General features: G+C 40.7%; 21 protein-coding genes. 20 read left to right on the top strand and 1 reads right to left on the bottom strand.

All coding sequences use genetic code 11. The features are described from left to right. Nucleotides 1-150: 150 nt before the first annotated feature. The 20 genes from HGJ91_RS07020 to HGJ91_RS06925 all read left to right on the top strand — a co-directional run bounded on the left by HGJ91_RS07020 (nt 151) and on the right by HGJ91_RS06925 (nt 13,664). Entirely contained in the window at nt 151-1,065 is a 915-nt protein-coding gene (locus HGJ91_RS07020) for a polysaccharide biosynthesis/export family protein (RefSeq protein ID WP_291347000.1), read from the top strand. A 14-nt stretch (nt 1,066-1,079) separates the two neighbouring features. Further along, the gene (locus HGJ91_RS07015; RefSeq protein ID WP_291346999.1) at nt 1,080-2,603 is read left to right on the top strand and encodes a GumC family protein; all 1,524 of its coding nucleotides are present in this window, start codon (nt 1,080-1,082) and stop codon (nt 2,601-2,603) included. Continuing rightward, nucleotides 2,600-3,826, top strand: a complete 1,227-nt coding sequence (locus HGJ91_RS07010; protein ID WP_291346998.1) for a polysaccharide biosynthesis tyrosine autokinase — start codon at nt 2,600-2,602, stop codon at nt 3,824-3,826. Before HGJ91_RS07015 ends, HGJ91_RS07010 begins: the two co-directional genes overlap by 4 nt. Nucleotides 3,827-3,911: 85 nt before the next feature. Continuing rightward, on the top strand, nt 3,912-5,417 hold the full coding sequence (locus HGJ91_RS07005) for a tetratricopeptide repeat protein (RefSeq protein WP_291346997.1): 1,506 nt from the start codon (nt 3,912-3,914) through the stop codon (nt 5,415-5,417). A 5-nt stretch (nt 5,418-5,422) separates the two neighbouring features. Continuing rightward, complete coding sequence (locus HGJ91_RS07000) at nt 5,423-6,676, top strand: O-antigen ligase (RefSeq protein WP_291346996.1); 1,254 nt, start codon at nt 5,423-5,425, stop codon at nt 6,674-6,676. Continuing rightward, nucleotides 6,673-6,897, top strand: a complete 225-nt coding sequence (locus tag HGJ91_RS06995; RefSeq protein ID WP_291346995.1) for a GxxExxY protein — start codon at nt 6,673-6,675, stop codon at nt 6,895-6,897. The genes HGJ91_RS07000 and HGJ91_RS06995 overlap by 4 nt, the downstream gene beginning before the upstream one ends. A 56-nt stretch (nt 6,898-6,953) precedes the next feature. After that, nucleotides 6,954-7,208, top strand: a complete 255-nt coding sequence (locus HGJ91_RS06990) for a ribbon-helix-helix domain-containing protein (protein ID WP_291346994.1) — start codon at nt 6,954-6,956, stop codon at nt 7,206-7,208. Next, complete coding sequence (locus HGJ91_RS06985) at nt 7,202-7,549, top strand: type II toxin-antitoxin system PemK/MazF family toxin (RefSeq protein ID WP_291346993.1); 348 nt, start codon at nt 7,202-7,204, stop codon at nt 7,547-7,549. Before HGJ91_RS06990 ends, HGJ91_RS06985 begins: the two co-directional genes overlap by 7 nt. Before the next feature lie 179 nt (nt 7,550-7,728). Continuing rightward, the gene (locus HGJ91_RS06980; protein WP_291346992.1) at nt 7,729-7,998 is read left to right on the top strand and encodes a type II toxin-antitoxin system Phd/YefM family antitoxin; all 270 of its coding nucleotides are present in this window, start codon (nt 7,729-7,731) and stop codon (nt 7,996-7,998) included. Then, entirely contained in the window at nt 7,995-8,279 is a 285-nt protein-coding gene (locus HGJ91_RS06975; protein WP_291346991.1) for a type II toxin-antitoxin system RelE/ParE family toxin, read from the top strand. Before HGJ91_RS06980 ends, HGJ91_RS06975 begins: the two co-directional genes overlap by 4 nt. A gap of 71 nt (nt 8,280-8,350) precedes the next feature. Continuing rightward, entirely contained in the window at nt 8,351-8,959 is a 609-nt protein-coding gene (cysC, locus tag HGJ91_RS06970) for an adenylyl-sulfate kinase (RefSeq protein WP_291346990.1), read from the top strand. Nucleotides 8,960-9,045: 86 nt separating this feature from the next. Then, nucleotides 9,046-9,276: a ribbon-helix-helix protein, CopG family gene (locus tag HGJ91_RS06965; protein ID WP_291346989.1), complete on the top strand. Its 231-nt coding sequence runs from the start codon at nt 9,046-9,048 to the stop codon at nt 9,274-9,276. After that, nucleotides 9,269-9,523 (top strand): type II toxin-antitoxin system RelE/ParE family toxin, encoded by a 255-nt coding sequence (locus HGJ91_RS06960; protein ID WP_291346988.1) that lies wholly within the window; start codon nt 9,269-9,271, stop codon nt 9,521-9,523. The genes HGJ91_RS06965 and HGJ91_RS06960 overlap by 8 nt, the downstream gene beginning before the upstream one ends. Nucleotides 9,524-9,673: 150 nt before the next feature. Continuing rightward, complete coding sequence (locus HGJ91_RS06955) at nt 9,674-9,985, top strand: ribbon-helix-helix protein, CopG family (protein WP_291346987.1); 312 nt, start codon at nt 9,674-9,676, stop codon at nt 9,983-9,985. Continuing rightward, nucleotides 9,978-10,475, top strand: a complete 498-nt coding sequence (locus tag HGJ91_RS06950; protein ID WP_291346986.1) for a hypothetical protein — start codon at nt 9,978-9,980, stop codon at nt 10,473-10,475. Before HGJ91_RS06955 ends, HGJ91_RS06950 begins: the two co-directional genes overlap by 8 nt. Nucleotides 10,476-10,764: 289 nt before the next feature. After that, the gene (locus tag HGJ91_RS06945) at nt 10,765-11,028 is read left to right on the top strand and encodes a type II toxin-antitoxin system HicB family antitoxin (protein WP_291346985.1); all 264 of its coding nucleotides are present in this window, start codon (nt 10,765-10,767) and stop codon (nt 11,026-11,028) included. Continuing rightward, entirely contained in the window at nt 11,025-11,363 is a 339-nt protein-coding gene (locus HGJ91_RS06940; protein ID WP_291346984.1) for a type II toxin-antitoxin system HicA family toxin, read from the top strand. The genes HGJ91_RS06945 and HGJ91_RS06940 overlap by 4 nt, the downstream gene beginning before the upstream one ends. Nucleotides 11,364-11,760: 397 nt before the next feature. After that, nucleotides 11,761-13,053 carry an ATP-binding protein gene (locus tag HGJ91_RS06935; protein ID WP_291346983.1) on the top strand — a complete coding sequence of 431 codons (1,293 nt, stop codon included), beginning with the start codon at nt 11,761-11,763 and terminating at the stop codon, nt 13,051-13,053. Between the two features lie 157 nt (nt 13,054-13,210). Next, nucleotides 13,211-13,423, top strand: coding sequence for a hypothetical protein (locus tag HGJ91_RS06930; protein WP_291346982.1), 213 nt, complete (start codon nt 13,211-13,213; stop codon nt 13,421-13,423). Continuing rightward, nucleotides 13,410-13,664: a hypothetical protein gene (locus tag HGJ91_RS06925; RefSeq protein ID WP_291346981.1), complete on the top strand. Its 255-nt coding sequence runs from the start codon at nt 13,410-13,412 to the stop codon at nt 13,662-13,664. Before HGJ91_RS06930 ends, HGJ91_RS06925 begins: the two co-directional genes overlap by 14 nt. A 50-nt stretch (nt 13,665-13,714) precedes the next feature. Here the strand turns inward: HGJ91_RS06925 and HGJ91_RS06920 are convergent, their stop codons facing one another. After that, nucleotides 13,715-13,888, bottom strand: coding sequence for a hypothetical protein (locus tag HGJ91_RS06920; protein ID WP_291346980.1), 174 nt, complete (start codon nt 13,886-13,888; stop codon nt 13,715-13,717). Between the last annotated feature and the right edge of the window lie 379 nt (nt 13,889-14,267).

Here is a 14,267-nt window from a genome sequence, read left to right as displayed (position 1 = left end):
TTATTGTGGTTATTGAGCTCAATAACCACAATAAGGAAAGCCTGACCCCGTACACTGACCCCGTACACATTGTAAAAGAAGCAAAATAAATGGTATAAGTTCATTCTTATGCCATTTATTTTGCTCAAACCCTTTGAATTTAGAGATATAATGCAACGATTCTTAAAATATTACTGGTTATCACTGATTTTTATCTCCTTTCTTTTTACCCTGTTCATTTCAGGCACGAGAAATTGTGCAGCCCATGAAATAAGTTCTGCCTACAGGCTGGGACCCGAAGATGTGGTCGTGATATCCATCCTTGCCGGTGGTGAAGAACAGGTGACAAAGGATATGGTGGTCGGAGCCAATGGCCATGTCAATGTTCCTTTTATTGGAAAAATCAAGGCAGCCGGTCTGACAATGGAAGCGCTGGAAAAAGCCATTATCAGGCCCCTGGAAAAAGATTACTTTGTAGCCCCCCAGGTTCATCTCCATATAAAGGAGTATCAAAGTCTCCAGTTCTTTATTTCAGGTGCTGTGAAAAACCCGGGTAAGTATGCACTGAATTTTATCCCTACCATCATGGATCTGATTGCTAAAGCCGGTGGCGTGATGCCGGAAAGGGGAAACCTTGCCTATATTCTCAGGGGAGTTGCAGACCGGAAAATAACTGACTCTGATATCAAGGAAAGCATTTCCAAAAAAGAACCCATGAAAGTGGACCTGCTGAAACTGCTGGATGAAGGCAATATGTCGGGAAACATTAAACTTAAATCCGGTGATACCGTCTATATCCCTCTGGGTACCAAGTTGAATCAGACCACTACCAAAGTTTATGTTCAGGGCAAAGTCAAAAGTCCGGGCGTGCTTGATTATCAACCCGGCATGACTGCCCTTTCCGCCTGCATCATGGCGGGCGGGTTTGCCAAGTTTTCCGCTGCGAACCGGGCCATCATCATCCGGCAGACGCAGAATGGAACGAAAACAATAAAGCTGAATCTTGACAAAGTCATATCAGGCGATCTGCCTGACCTGCCCCTTAAACCCGGCGACCGTATCCATATCCCTGAATCATGGCTATAGAACAAGGAGAAAGAATGCAAGATTCCCCCATGGAAGATCCGTTTCAGGAAAAAGAGATTCATCTGTCCGAGTACTTCATGGTCCTTTCAAAAAGAAAGACCCTGATCATCCTCGTGTTTATCCTGACCGTTGCTGCAACAATGTTTTACTCATATACAACTGATCCCATATTTCAGTCATCTGCCAAACTTATCATTGACAAGGAAAAGACATCTTCGCCCATCACGGGTGAAAGAACCGACTTTGAGAGCTATCATTCCCAGACCATGACCTTTAATACCAGTATCAAGATGATCAGATCAAAGCCTGTAATCCAGCAGGTCATCACTGCCTTGAAACTGGATGCGGAAAATAATGATCAGGATCTGGAGGTCAGTTTTATAAAAGAACTCATTTCCCAGTTTAAAGCCAATATCAAGCTGCTGTTGAAAATGGATGAAAATGAAGAATTATCCCCGGATGAGCTTGAGAACCGGAAAATGCAGTCACTCATTGCAATGGTCAAAGAAAAAATTGAGGTTGAACAGGTCAGGGATACCCGCCTTCTTGATTTGTCTGTAAAAGACAAAGATCCAGTACTTGCAGCCGATATGGTTAACATGCTGGCAAAAAAATATATGGAGTTTAATCTGGGCAATAAAATGGAGTCTTCCAAACAGACCCTTGAATGGCTCAACAATGAGCTGTATGACTTAAGGAAAAAACTGGAAGATGACGAGAGAAAATTCTTTGAATACAAACAGGTCAACAAGGTGTTTTCCATCACGGGAAAACAGAAGCTTGCCGAGCATAAAATCCAGGAATTCAACAATAAATATCTTGAGACTAGGAACAAGCGGCTTGAACTGGATGCCAAAATCAATGAGATTGATAAAAATATCAAGGGAATTAAAGGCGTGGCCAATGTCCGGTCCCTGATCAACAACAAGATGATTGAAACTATTTATTCTAAAATTGTTGACATTGAAATGGAGCTGACACGGCTTTCAAAAATTTATAAATCAAAACATCCCAAGATTGCCCTTGCAAAAAGTGAACTTGCAAAAAGTGAAAAACAGCTTGCACAGGAAATTTTAAAAGAAACCAAAAATTTAAAATCAGAGCGCAAGGTCCTGTATGCAAAAGAAAAAATCCTTGAACAAAACATTACGGGATTTGAAAAAGATGCCCTGGACGCGTCCACCAAAGAGCTTAAATATACCATCCTCCAGAGAAACGTTAATACCAGTCAGAACCTTTATGATCTGATGGTCTCAAGGGTAAAGGAATCCAATATCCTCCAGACCAGCAACACCTCAAATATAAGGCTGGTGGAACAAGCCCAGGTGTCTGCATCCCCTGTATCCCCCAATAAAAAAAGAAACCTTTTGCTGAGCATTGTCCTGGGACTTTTTTTCGGTGCCGGCCTTGCCTTTTTCTTTGAATATCTTGACCAGACAGTTAGAACCGAAGAAGATATCCATACCCATTTTAATCTTCCCGTTCTATCTGTCATTCCTAAAGCCGACAGATCCACAACCTATGGAGCAGACTATTGATTTTTCGTAAAAATAAAAAAAGAGATTCGGAAAAGGACAAGGAAAATCTGTTAATGAATTTTCCTTCCAGTTCAAGATTTGCAGAATCCTACAGGACACTGAGAACCAATCTGTTTTTCTCTGGAATGGAAAAGGAAATAAAATCCGTGGTCATCACAAGCGCGGTTGAAAAAGAAGGCAAAACAATAACCGCAGTGAACCTTGCCCATACCATTGCCCAGACGGACAGGAAAACCCTGGTCATGGACTGTGATCTTCGCCGTCCCCGTGTGGCCACCTTGTTTTCCGAAACCCGGAAAACGGGTGTCACAGGGCTGGTGACAGAGGTGTTTGGCACGCGTCTTACCAACGGCAGCCTGGACAAATTTTCTATCAGCGACCTTATCCTGCTGACCCGGCTCCAGCAGAGATCCTGCCGCCTGGACATTGAAAATAATACCACTCAAGTGGCTCTCTATTTTGAAAAAGGCCTGATGACAGATATTTACTGGAAAAACCGGCCAGAGTCCAAAAAACTGGTCAATACCCTGATTAAAAACAACCTGTTAACAAAAGAAGAGGCCCATCTTGCCATCGGGCACCAGAAAAAATCTGTACAGAGCCAGGGAACGATCCTTTACACCATGGGCTTTGTCTCTAAAAAAGATATCTCAAAAGCACTTTCCGTTCATACCATTGAAGCTGTCAGGGCGGTGTCTTCCATGAATGACGGTGAGTTTAATTTTTCTTCGTTTTCCCACACAGAAAACAAATCAGCTGGACGGAAGATTAATTTTGAAAAGCTCTACGCCGGGTTTACCTCCTTTGATGACAATTATAAGTACATGAAAAACGCCATTGACTCCGCCGTAATAAAAACAGAAATCCAGAATCTGTATATACTGCCGGCCGGCAAGATACCCCCGAATCCTTCGGAACTGATCGGCTCAAAACGGATGGAATTTCTTGTGCAGTACCTTAAAAAGAACTTTGATTTCATCATCATCGACACCCCGCCTGTCATGCCGGCAACAGATGCCGTCCTCATGGCCCCCAGGACAGACGGCACCGTAATGGTCATGAAATGCGGTCATGCAGAACGAAAAATCATCAAAGATGTGCTGAATCAGTATAAAACAGCCGGCCTGCCCATTATCGGCGCTGTCCTGAACCATGTGGACATGAAAAAAGAAGGATACTACAGGTACTATCATAAATATTATTCTTCCTACTATGGAAAATAAATTTTTAAAACCCCTTAAAATCCTTCTGCTTTGCATTTTATCAACCCTTCTCATTATTTGCTGTTCTCTGTTATGGCCAAGATTTTTGTATCAGAAAGGCATTACCCAGCTTAAGTTAAAAAACTATACCCAGGCCGCAGCGTTTTTAAAAAAAGCCGAACAGGTCATGCCCGAATCAATCAGTGCCTGGTTTGCCAGAGCAGATTTATTCAGGATTTATACAAATTATGGAAAGACATTGTACAACCTCGGGGTTAAAGACTGGAAAGAACAGGGATTATCCATTACAAGCTTTGATATACTGATCAGGGCAAAATTCTATCTTGAGAAAGCCGCAATAATAGAACCTCAACATTATATAAACGCCTACTGGCTGACCCGGACCGAACAGGGACTTGAAAAATCATACGTATGGCTCCATCCTGGGAAAAAGAACCCGTACAATGCAGGCCCTTATTACCAGAAAGCACTCCCCTTAAGACCTTCGGGTATAACCATACGGTATGCATACTTAAAATATCTGCACTACAAAGGCTTTAAAACCAAAATCCCCGAACTTGTCCGGGATATGATGGAAATTCACCCCCCGTCATACTGGCAGCTGAAAAAAGAATCCTTTTACAGCGATGACCTGATACCCCATATCGGTCAGGGTCTTAATTTTGCCCTTGAAAAACAGATTCTCCCGAAGGATGCGTTAAAAGCCTTTTCTGATATTTATGCTGCAAAAAATAATTTTGAAAAAGCCATTTCATATTACCAGGATCTGCTGAACCTCAAACCTTCTTTAAATTCATCCGGCAATTATATCCATATGGGAGGTCTTTATTTAAAAGCCGGACAATATCAAGACGGCTTTAATTTTTTCCAAAAAGGTTTTTTGATATCCAAAAGTTCTCATTCAGCTATCACCCGGATTTACAAATTATTTAAACAAGAAAAACTTTTCATGGAATTTCTCAGGTTTTCCACTTACCTGCAGGAGAATAACCCGGGAAATCCAAATTTTAATATATCCCTTGACATGTCTGTCGCAAAATGCTGGTTAGACATGGGATACCCCCAGCTTGCAAAGGCAAGGCTGATCAAGATAAACGCAGCCAGACCCCATGCCCCGGCCTATTATCATCTGGCACAGATAGCGGCTAAAGAAAAAAACTGGGACCACATGGAAACCGCTATCCAGAAAGCAACCCGCCTGGATCAGGACAACCACAGTTATTACACACTTTTCTCCCGGGCCCTGGTTAACCAGAAAAAATACCTTCATGCCGAAGAAGTCGCCACAAAAGCTATCCAGCATGCCCCCAAAAACAACCCCTGGGTTTTCAATAACCGGGCCAGGATCAGGTGGCGTCTTAAAAAATATGCCCTTGCTGCCGAAGACTGGAAAAAGGCCTTTGCCATAAAACCTGACCGCAGTGACTTCCCCTATAGAATTGCCCTGGCCCATGAGCAGCAGGGCCAGTTCAAAAAAGCCCTGACTTTCATAAAAAAGGCCATTGCCCTGGACCCTGACAACCAGGCATACAAAAATCTCCAAAAAAGACTCGATCAAATATCACGGGGTCTGACCCCCAAAATAAAATAAAATAAATGCCTTTTTACATAATATGCATCCTGATAATCTTTACCCCCCTTGCAAGGGGATCTGTACATCCATGGGCAACAACCATCATCCAGATAGGAATCTTGCTGGCAGGCATCTTCCTGATCATTGAAAACTTTTCAGCAGAAAAAACAAGCCTGCCCAAAACACCAATGACCCGGCCCCTGGCAGCCATCATCATCCTGTGCACAGTATCCTTTATATCCTCCGCCCATAAACCCTTTGCCTTTGAAGGGCTTTTCATGCTTTTGACATACATAACCGCCTACTTCATAACCCTGGCCAGTGTCAGAACCAGAAAACAGCAGCGCATCCTGGTATATGTCATTATTTCAACCGCCGTCCTGATCTCCATTATCGCCATACTCAAACGATTCGGCCTGACCCCCGTTGCCTTCTGGATATACCCTGATGTGGGCGGCATCAGCCACACTTCCAATTCAGCCGCAGGTGTATATGTAAACCGCAATCACATGGCAGGCTTCCTTGAAATGGCAATCCCCCTGTTAATGATACTTTTCATCACCCGGCAGCGACCCCTTGAAACAAAACTCGGCCTTATTTTTCTTGTTATATTCCTTCTTACGACCCAGGCCTTCACCCTGTCCAGGGGCGGATGGATATCCACCATAAATGCCATACTGTTCCTGTCAGCAGTATTATTAGCCCGGAAAAATTATGCCCATACAAAGGCCATTCTGACAATCGGAACGGGCATAATAATTATTTCTCTTTTCATCCTTGCAAGCCTGCCCGTTGTTGAAAGAATAACCACCCTGACCCAGCAGGACCCCACAGACAATATTTCCGGCAGGATGCGGTGCTGGAAAGGCGTCATAAATCAGATAAAAGACAACCCGCTCACTGGAACAGGCCCTGATACCTTTACCACGGCATACTCTGTCTGGCAGATCCCGGGGCATGCCGTCCTGAGACGATATGCACACAATGATTATCTCCATTTTATTGCAGAAACCGGAATCCTGTTCATCCCCGTACTCATATACACCCTGTTCTGTTTTTTCAGATCCGGCTTTCAAAAAATAAAAAGCCGCAGCCGCCAGACAAGAGGTTTTGCCCTTGGAGCCATGGCAGCCGTTTTTGCAATACTTATCCACAGTTTCAGCGATTTCAACCTTAACATCCCGGCAAACGCCTTTGTTTTCACTGTCATCGCAGGAATCATAGGCCGGGACAGGGGCGCACTGAGCCCCCATAATCCCCACGTGCCCCAAAAATGAAACACAAAGAAATCACAGACATTATTCTTAAAAGTTTTTATGAGGTTTATAATGAGCTTGGCGAAGGATTTCTGGAATCTGTCTATGAAAGCGCCTTATCTATGGTCCTGACCGGATATGGCCTGTTATTGAATTTCGGCAAAAACCGTAAATCCGCGGCCAATAACCACAATAAGGAAAGCCTGACCCCTCTCTTCCTTAAATCCTGGCCATGCCCTTGACAGACAATGATACTCCTGGTATTCATATGTTATCATACAAAGGAGGCATACAAAATATGCATACTCAAAAGGTTGCTATCACTATCCCAAAAGAATTAGTAACGATGATCGATGACCTCAGTAAGAAAAAGGGCCTGTCCAGGAGCAGATTTATCTCTATTATACTCAGGGAAAAGCTCATGGCGGAACGAGACCGGCTTATCAAGGATGCCTACGACAATACTTTTTCAGATGAATCAATAAGAAGAGAACAACAGAGCTGCACCAGATGGTTTGAAGGATCAGAATCTGACGAGGGCCAGGAATGGTAATCAGGAAGGGCTCTGTTTATTGGGTGGACTTTTCACCCGCAAAAGGCTCCGAACCGATGGGCAGACGTCCTGGACTCGTGGTTCAAAATGACCTGTTGAACGACAGTAAATTGAACACGGTTATTGTGGTGGCAATCACCTCAACTTTGAAATTTGGTGAACTGCCGGGCAATGTGACCATGCGGAAGGGAGAAGCAAACCTTTCCAAACGATCAGTGGTTAATATGACACAGATAAAAACAGTGGATAAACCAAGCCTTAAAGAAATGATCGGCAGCCTTACAAAAGACAGGCTTGCTGAAGTTTACAAAGGGATGAAACTTGTTATGGATATTTCTTGATCTCCAATTCCAAATAAAAATTAACATTGTGACAGCTCCTGATTTTTTTAATCCGTGCAAATCCGCGGCAAAAAAACCCAATAACCACAATAAGGAAAGCCTGACCCCCAATCCCTATTGACAAATCAAATAATGAGTATTATTGTCAGTATAATTACGCACACAAAAGAGGTATGATTATGCAAATAAAAAATTATTTATCTTCTACGCAGCTTGCAAAAAAGACTGCTGCAACACTCAATACTCTGGAAACCGGAGAAAATGACAAACTGATTATTTTAAAAAACAATTCTCCAAAGGCAATACTTATGTCATTTAACGCATATGAAGCAATGGAAGAAGAGATTGAAGACCTTCGCCTGACATCTCTTGCTCTTTCCAGGATTCAAAATTTTGATCCCGGAGAAACCATTTCCCATAGAGAAATGATGGATAAATATGCAAAATGACCTGGGAAATTATTTATCATAAAGATGTTGATGATGATATGCAAAGCATAGGGCCTGCAGCCGCAAGAAGAATCATGCTGATAATTAATGAGAAGCTCACCAGAGCGCCTGAAAAGTTTGGCGCACCATTATCTCATAACCTTAAAAACTTTCGAAAACTCAGAATTGGTGATTACAGGGTGGTTTATCAGGTTTTCAATAAACGAATCCTTGTCTTTATTCTTGCTGTAAGTCCAAGAAGAGATAAACAGATATATCAAGCTGCTTTAAAACGAATTTGACATTCTTGACCATGGCAATAAAAATCCGTATAAATCCGCGCAAATACAAGGCTAAAATATAAGGCAAAAAAATGAACAACATATTCCCATCCCCATCATCAGTTTCCACCAATGATCGACACCTGCTGAATGGCCACTCCGGTGGTCTGCTATGGTTTACAGGCCTGTCAGGAAGCGGCAAATCGACTCTGGCCCATGCAGTTGAAGAAAAGCTGCACAGCCTTTGTGTGCGCAGCTATGTGCTTGACGGAGACAATATAAGAACCGGCCTGAACAAGGACCTGGGTTTAACTCCTGAAGACAGACAAGAGAATATCCGCCGTATTGCCGAAGTAGCAAAAATTATGGTGGATGCCGGCCTGCTTGTCTTTGCCGCTTTTATTGCCCCGTATAAACAAAGCCGGGAATATGCACGTGAATTAATGACCAACTGGCCTTATTATGAAATCTATGTCAAATGCAGTATTGATGAATGTGCAAAACGTGACCCAAAAGGCCTTTATAAAAAAGCTGCCAAAGGTAAAATCACCAATATGACGGGCATCTCAGCCCCATATGAAGAACCGGAAAATTCTTCTCTTGTTATTGAGACAGATAAACTTGATTTACAGCAAAGTGTGGATGAGGTGATTAGATTTTTACTGAAACATGAGTTGATCAATGCAGACGTTCAGTCTTAAAAGACCCCCGATCTTTATCTTGACAAAAAGAAGATTCTGCACTACATTTGTCAACACAGGTAAAGAAAATTTTCAAAGGAAGGCAGATGAAACCGGCAATCAATATAAGACTCGAAAAAGAGATGTTGAATTCTCTGGACACCTATGCCAGGGAACTGGAAAAGACAAGGACAAGTCTGATTGAACAAGCAATAGACCTTTATTTTGATAAACTGGATGAAATGGTGGCTGACAAAAGAATTGATGCCTTGAAAAAAGGTGAGACCGAAGTTATCCCCCTTGAGTTAGTCTTTGCCAGAGCAGGCATTGATGTATAAAATTGGATTTGAACCTGAAGCAGAAAAAGAATTTTTGGCCTTGCAGGATAAAGATAGAGCCCTGGTTGCAAAAAAAATAATCACGCTGCAAAAAGGACAGTTTCACAAGGACAAACCGCTAAAAGGCAGGCACAAAGGTAAATTTCGCAAAAGAGCAGGAAACTTTCGGATTATCTATCTTAAAGAAGGAAAGTTGTTATTAATCACCATTATCCGGATTGCTCACAGAAAAAAAGTATATTCTTAGAACCGCCTGAAAAAAACCAATAACCACAATAAGGAAAGCCTGACCCCAAAAATCTGACCCCAATTTTTACCCCAATTTTTATTTGACAAACACTGTATAAAAATTTATAATATACCTGAATTTGGCCATATATAACAAAAGAGGTATAAAATGCAAAATGCTACCTTACATATTAAAGTAAAGCCGGAAATCGCCAAAGGCCTGAAACTATTATCAAAGAAAAGAGAAACTTCTGTTGGAGAGCTTATAAGACAAGCTGTTTTTTCATGTTATCAGCTTGAGCTTCTTGGTCTCAATCAAATACAAAAGCAGGCGATTGCAGCATTCCAAGGTGGTTATATCAGCCTTGGAAAGCTGGCGGAAGAAATGGGAATGAATGTATTGGATATACGGATCTGGCTTGAAGAACACAATATTTTACAAAACAATTCCTTTCAGGAAAGTGACATAAAAAATGCCTGAAAAAGGCTGGTATTTTGATACTGTTTCCCTCAGTAATTTTTTATTATCCGAGTCGGATACTCTTTTAAAAATAAGATATCAAAAATGCGCTTTTATTACATGGCAGGTATATGATGAAATATGCACTGGATCTGTTAAATACCCGGCATTGTGCAATATCGAAACATTACTCAGTAATAAAACGTTCATGCTCATTCCTTTACCCGGTCAGGCCAGACAATTTTATTCCAATCTGATTATTCATCTGGGTAAAGGTGAAGCGTCATGCATTGCTGCAGCAGAAGTATTGAAGGGAATCGTTGTAACGGATGATCGTTCAGCAAGACAGCAATGCCAACATTACAATGTACAGTTTACAGGAACCATCGGTATATTAAAGGCTGGTGTGATAGATGGAACAATACCTTTAAATCAGGCTGATATGGTTCTTGACAGAATGATTAAACAAGGATTCTATTCGCCGGTCAGAAGTATATCTGAAATCATATAAGCCAACTTCTTAAAGAGATGTTTTTGACCCCCAAAACCCGGCGCTAAGAGGAAAAAATACCCCAAATTGCAACAATTTTCCCATAATAACAACCACTACCAGGGTCAGACCCGATATTGGATATTGAAATCACATACAAATGCTGCCTGCCCCAGCCAAACTTATCGGTCAGACCCCACTATCCAAAAAGGATTTGCAGAAATTTAAGTTTATGGGTACACTGTTGGTGTCAAGATGATTTTATATGTTAACACTGCTATAGATAGAATCAAACAGGGAGCAATAACGTATGAAAGCAGCCGAATATACAACTAATATATCAGAAAACGGGGTGATTATGAAAAGAAAACATTTTCCCATAATTATTGAACAGGACGTTGATGGTGAGTTTATTGTAACTTGTCCGGTTTTTAAAGGATGTCATAGTTATGGCTCTACCATTGATGAAGCCATTGGCAATATTACTGAAGCCATTGGTTCCTGTATGGAAGATACGATTGTTGATGATTATAATCAATTTGTCGGTGTTAGAGATATAGAAATTGCAGTATGACATCATATCCAGCCATAACCTTTAAAAATTTTATCCAAAAGGTTCAAAAATTAGGTTTTCAGCGAATAAGACAGCAAGGCTCCCATATTCGGTTTGTTCATCCAGACGGTAGAAAGACAACAATTCCTAAAGCAATAAGGGATTCTCTTAAAATAAACTTTGGCGACAAAATTGAAATCATTGTTACAGAAAAAAAAAGAGAAGCCATAATCAGGCCGGTCTCTAAAAAAGTAGATGACCTTTTTCGCAAATTACATAAACCAGGAAGAAAAGTTGTATCTATAGAAACTATGGACGATGCAATCAGAAATCGAATGAAAAATAAATTCAAATGAAAGCTATAGATACAAATATTTTAATTCGATTTTTAAAAACGTTGAATCAGAGAAAAAAACGCTATTTGTGCCACTGCTTGTAATTTTAGAATCCATAAGTGAGCTTTTATTGATGCCCATCTTTAAATTTGGTCAGCATTCAGCAGTGCAGCAGTTGGTTCATTCCGCACAAGGGAATAAATATGATCTTTCTGACCTGTTGATTGCACAGTCGGCAAAAATAAATGGTTGCGAGTCTGTTCTTACGGTTGATAAGAAAGCATCAAAATTCAAATTATTCGAACTTATAAATTAGACGTCAAGCGAATTCTGGAAACAACCTTTAAAAACCCAATTTTTTCCTTAAAAAAGAATAAATAATCATTGACATTTTCCTTAAACTAAGGAAAATAACCATATGAAACAAATTTTAAAAACAATTATAAAAGATTTTCATTTAAAATCGCTGCCCCCGTTTAAACCCCGGCATTTGGTCGTTCCCCTTGATCTGGACAAGATTATCACCATCATTGGTCCGCGCAGGGCCGGAAAAACATGGTATCTTTTTCAACTCATGGCAAGCCTGGAAAAGCTTGATATAAAAAGAGAACAGATATTATATCTTAATTTTGAAGATGAACGTCTTGACCTGGATACTGGTTATGATCAGATCCTTGATGCCTATCTTGAACTTTACCCGGATCAAAAATTGGATGAACTCTATATCTTTTTTGATGAAATACAGGAAATACCGGACTGGGAAAAATATGTCCGTCGCCTGTATGATACTATTAGTAGAAAAATTTTCCTTACGGGCTCAAATGCAAAAATGCTGTCTAAGGAGATTGCCTCCTCTCTGAGGGGTCGAAGCCTTTCTTTTGAAATCATGCCGTTATCGTTTTCAGAATTTTTATCCTTTAAGAGCATTGATTCCAAAGATACCTATTCCACAAAAAATCGGGCAAAAATTCAAAACAGCTTTGAAGAATATCTTACCTGGGGAGGGTATCCAGAGCTGGTTGACATGGAAACCCGTTATAAAGCAAATATTTTGCAGGAATATTTTAATGTCATGCTTTATCGGGATTTAATGGATAGATATGAGATTCGGGATGCATCAATCCTTAAATACCTTATTAAACGTCTCATCAGCTCATTTACAAAAGAATTTTCCATCAACAAACTCTATAATGATTTGAAATCCAGGGGGATCAGGATCGGTAAAGACACAATTTATCGGCTTATGGATAGAATTTTTTCTGTTTACATGGTTACATATGTAGAAAAGTATGATCCTGCAGTGGTAAAAAGAGAGATGAGCAACAAAAAAATTTATCTCTATGATAATGGAATTGCCTCTGCCATCCGGTATGCTTTTTCAGAAGACCGGGGCAAGTTCCTTGAAAATCTAGTTTTTACCGGAATTCGCAGCACAACAGAAGCTGTTTTCTTTTTAAAGAATGGTTATGAATGTGATTTTGTAGTTTTTCCGGAAACTGATAAACCTGTTCTTATCCAGGTTACCCAGACTTTACACCAGGATAATCTTTCCCGGGAGATAAATGGATTGGAAAAAGCCGGAAAAAGAATTAAAAATAGCCGAAGTATATTGATCGCCGGGGATGTAACTGTCTCCTCTGATAGCCTGCCAAAATGGGTTGAGGTTAAAACAGCATATGAATGGTTGTTGGAATACCCGGTGGGGCATTAGTAGAGTCCCCCAGCAAAACCCTTAAAACGCAGTTTTTGACCCCAAAAAGCAGGCTCTAACGAAGCCTGACCCCGTCCTTAAAAAAAAGTTGTCCTTATTAACTTTACAGCTTATAATAAAGATCAATTTAAGTATTAAGCTTTTGAGGAGGCACATCATGGAAGCAATTGAGTTTAAAGCGAAAATCAAAAACGGGTTTATTCGAATTCCTGAAAAATTTAAGCAAAGAACCGGCAGCAATGTAAAGGTCATTATAATAAGTGAACAAAAGGTCAGGCAAACCGATATAATCGATAAGCTGTTGTTAAATCCTATAAAATCAAAGGGTTTTTCACCTTTTTTGAGAGAAGAAATTTATGAACGGTTTTAATTCAGAAGCCGAAATCCAAAATTTGATAGAGTCTCTCTACCGGAAATATACAGTATTTGAGCTGTCACAAGACATACTCTTACAGGCTTCAAAGATACGCATTAATCACAGTTTCTTTTTCTGGGACAGCATCGTGGCAGCCAGCGCTTTGGATTGTGATGCGGAATATTTAATATCTGAAGATATGCAGGATGGTTTTCTTCTTGAAAGCCGTCTTAAAATAATGAACCCATTTGCATAAAAACAAATACTTTACCCCCAATAACCACAATAAGGAAAGCCTGACCCCATTCAAATACACTTTCCACAGGCCATGACGACGGCACAAGCGGCATTGATTTCACCACAGTGGAAGATCGCATAAAAGATATCCTGTCTTTCCAGAACGGAAAAACACAGCGATCCCAAAAAGCCGCTGCAAGCAATATCTACCACTTTTACCAGGCCGCAAGCCTCCACCGGCATTACCTGCTCCGGGAGCTTTTGCCCATAAATGAACTTTCACTCTTGACAATATCTTTTGATTGGTTTAGAAATTCATCCCATGAATGAATGTAAGTAAAGGGTCGGAGCTGGGTAAACCACCCATTAATCCAACACTCTTAAAACCCAGTTTTTGACCCCGGTAATAACCCCGATAATAAACCTGATTTGACTTTATGGTGTGAGATTATTACAATACAGACAGGATAAAAATTAAGAGGTTTTACATGTACATGAAGACAAAGGGCGGGTGTGATTAAAATGGAACATTTTGTATTAAGGCACTTCCCCAGGCCGAGTCAATACATCAATTGGGTGTCATAGAGCAGATGAAAGGTTACCCCTTGTGTTTTAAGGTTCG

The sequence above is a fragment of the Desulfobacula sp. genome, assembly GCF_014237455.1.
Taxonomy (GTDB): Bacteria; Desulfobacterota; Desulfobacteria; order Desulfobacterales; family Desulfobacteraceae; genus Desulfobacula.
Note: the sequence above shows the minus strand (reverse complement) of the source record. Positions and strands in the feature narration are given on the sequence as shown.